Raw genomic sequence first — 3,066 nt, 5'->3', positions numbered from 1 at the left:
AAAACACTAAAACACTAAAAACTGCAGGCTGAAGCCAGCGCCCCTTAGAAGATGTTTCGTTTAATTGAGTGAGTTAACTAAGTTGCTTAAAAAGGGAGCGTAGGTTTCTTTTGTTATTGATTGGCGTAAACACAAGTTAGTAACGGTAACGATTAGACGGAGTCTGATTTCTGGGGCGCATGCTTTAGCCTGCCAGTATGCGGGTCACCGCATATGTTATTTGGTTAATTAAACCCTTTTCCATCCATAAACAAAAAGGCCAATCTATTGCTAGATTGGCCTTTGAATGTGTTGCGTGAGCAGGGTACTTAGACGTTGAATTACTCTTCGTCGTAATCGTAGTCGAATTCTGCGTCGTCAGCTTCTAGTGCGCGGGCACGTGCTTCTTCTCTTTTTGCTAAGAATGCAGCATTTGCGGCTTCTTTGGCTGCAGCTGCTTTTTCAGCTTGTGCGTTACGCTCTGCACGGCGTTCTGATTTACGTGCATTGGCTTCTTTTTGTTTTGTTAAAAAGCCTTCTAATTCTTTTTCAGCCCATTCAATGGCTAACGCTTCAGTGGCAAAACCATCTTGTTGCTTTGATACATTGCTTCTACGAGCACTAACACGACGGGTGATTTCTGCACTCCAGGTATTAGCGTCCTGTTTGATTTGGTAATCGAACTTTTTTTGTTGGGTCATGAGCTATTCCTAGTTTAGACGTTGTTTATTTTAGGCGCGCGATAGTAACACAGTTTGGTTACAATCTTCACCGCTTATTTGTTGTTAATTTTAGCCCATTGAAATCCATCGTTGCTTTTAATCACTGATGGTTTTTTCTCTGCTTTTGGAGCGGGCGTTTGTTGTTTTTTATCCTGGGTTGCTAAGATACTGCGGATCAGTTTAGTGGTTTCAGGATGTTTGCTGCAGAAAGTTTTTAAATACATGATTTCAACACGGCTTCTCGCCCACGGTGTTTGACGTAAAAATTTTAAGCATGACTTTTGCGTGGGGTTGTTTAAAAAGCACTTGATGCCTAATTTATCCCCCATCTCTTTCCATGTATATTTGGTTTGTAGGTCGGTTAGGATTTGAGCCAGCTTAACGCCGTGCAATGGGTCATTTGTTTGCATGTTTAATTGTCTTTTCTGAATCTGAATAATTTACTGTGTCAGCTTACAGCAAGTGAGAATTAATGCTTAATTAAATGTCAATAATCACACTTTTTATATTGAATTAGTTCACTTATCTCCATTGAAAACATATCATGAGGCTGATTTTGATATTAAGAGGTTGAGATGGCTTACATTCCAAGTAATTATAAAAGTTTAGAAAGCGATTATCGTGATAAAGCGTTAAAGCTGTTTCCTTGGGTATGCGGGAAGTGCGCCCGTGAATTCCCTTATTCAAACTTGAAAGAGTTGACGGTTCATCACATGGACCACGACCACAGTAATAACCCTGCTGATGGTAGTAACTGGGAATTATTGTGTATTTATTGTCATGACCATGAGCATGATAAATATACTCAAGCAGACTTATATGGCAGTCATGTTGAAGCGGGTGATGATAACGTTGCCACTGCAACATACAATCCTTTTGCTGATTTACTTTCTAAAATGAAGAAATAGCTTAAAATGTGATCTAGTGCATGCTTTGTGATAAGTAAAAAAAGCTATGTACTAGCTCATTTAGTTTTCTTTATATTGACCTATCACATTGATTTATCAGTTTTTATTTCATTACATTTTGTAATGATATCTAGCCTATCTTGCACTTGACAACAAATTTACTCCTTAATGCTGGTTGTTAAATATTCATTATTTGTTTGTTTATTGTTAATAAATTGTATGTTTATGAGTCTTTCAAATAACTAACCCCATATATATCAGTGCTTTCAGTTAATTTATCCTTATTTAACATTTTACTTTTTAGCTTGTAATGTTTAGTTTATTGGCCTGTAAGAATTGGTCAGTTTTTGACTGGTTCAAGGATATTTATTTTCAGTAAGGAAAGTTGTATGCAGGAATTAGTGGATTTTTTAAATGGTCTGATATGGAGTCCAGCACTTATTTATTTGTGTTTGGCAGCGGGACTTTTTTATTCGCTTCAAACTAAGTTTGTCCAAGTTCGTTTATTCAAAGAGATGTACACCTTGTTACTGTCGGGTAAAAACTCGAAACAAGGTATCTCATCATTCCAAGCGTTATCTGTTTCATTATCTGGTCGTGTAGGTACGGGTAACATTGCTGGTGTTGCTGCCGCAATCGGTTTTGGTGGCCCTGGTGCTGTTTTTTGGATGTGGGTAGTTGCCTTTTTAGGTGCGGCAACCGCTTACGTTGAATCAACATTAGCGCAAGTTTACAAAGAAGTAGACGGTGGCCAATATCGTGGTGGTCCTGCTTATTACTTAGAAAAAGTAACAGGCCAACGTTGGTACGCTATTCTTTTTGCTGTGGCAACTATCGCTGCTTGTGGTCTTTTATTACCTGGTATTCAATCAAACAGTATTGGTAACGGTATTGAGTTAGCGTTCGGTTCAGGTGCATTTATTGAAACTGGCATGGGTGTATTCAGCCAAGCTAAAATAATGACCGGTATGCTAATTGTGCTAATGCTTGGTTTCATCATCTTTGGTGGTGTTAAGCGTATTGCTAACTTTACACAAGTTGTTGTGCCATTTATGGCGTTTGCTTATGTCTTAATTGTAGTGGTGATCATTGGTTTACATATTACTGAATTACCTTCTATCTTCATGATGATTGTAGGTGATGCATTTAGCCCAATGGCAGGTGTTGGTGCGGCAATTGGTTGGGGTGTTAAACGTGGTGTTTATTCAAACGAAGCGGGTCAAGGTACAGGGCCTCATGCCGCAGCTGCTGCAGAAGTTGAACATCCTGCGCAACAAGGTTTAGTACAAGCATTCTCTGTTTACATTGATACATTGTTAGTGTGTTCTGCGACTGCATTTGTTATCTTAATTACTGGTGCTTATAACGTTCACGGTGTTGGTGAAGCGTACTTAGTACAAAATGTAGGTGCTGAAATTGCAGCTAATGGTCCTGGTTTCACGCAATTAGCCGTTGAT

The 3,066-nt window shown here is 38.8% G+C and carries 4 protein-coding genes; 2 read left to right on the top strand and 2 right to left on the bottom strand.

Annotated features, from left to right (window positions below; all coding sequences use genetic code 11):
* Window positions 1-320 precede the first annotated feature (320 nt).
* The gene (locus tag DS885_RS06800) at window positions 321-680 is read right to left on the bottom strand and encodes a DUF3622 domain-containing protein (protein ID WP_113818679.1); all 360 of its coding nucleotides are present in this window, start codon (window positions 678-680) and stop codon (window positions 321-323) included.
* Between the two features lie 74 nt (window positions 681-754).
* Window positions 755-1,111, bottom strand: coding sequence for a VF530 family DNA-binding protein (locus DS885_RS06795; protein ID WP_113818678.1), 357 nt, complete (start codon window positions 1,109-1,111; stop codon window positions 755-757).
* Between the two features lie 165 nt (window positions 1,112-1,276).
* Between DS885_RS06795 and DS885_RS06790 the strand changes: the two genes are divergently transcribed.
* Complete coding sequence (locus DS885_RS06790; protein WP_113818677.1) at window positions 1,277-1,609, top strand: YajD family HNH nuclease; 333 nt, start codon at window positions 1,277-1,279, stop codon at window positions 1,607-1,609.
* 389 nt (window positions 1,610-1,998) lie between these two features.
* Window positions 1,999-3,066 (top strand): alanine/glycine:cation symporter family protein (locus DS885_RS06785; protein WP_147232334.1); only part of this gene is annotated, 1,068 nt, incomplete at its 3' end.

This window comes from Psychromonas sp. B3M02 (assembly GCF_003318165.1).
Classification (GTDB): domain Bacteria; phylum Pseudomonadota; class Gammaproteobacteria; order Enterobacterales; family Psychromonadaceae; genus Psychromonas.
The sequence above is the reverse complement of the archived record's forward strand: the minus strand, read 5'-3'. Positions and strand labels throughout refer to the sequence as shown.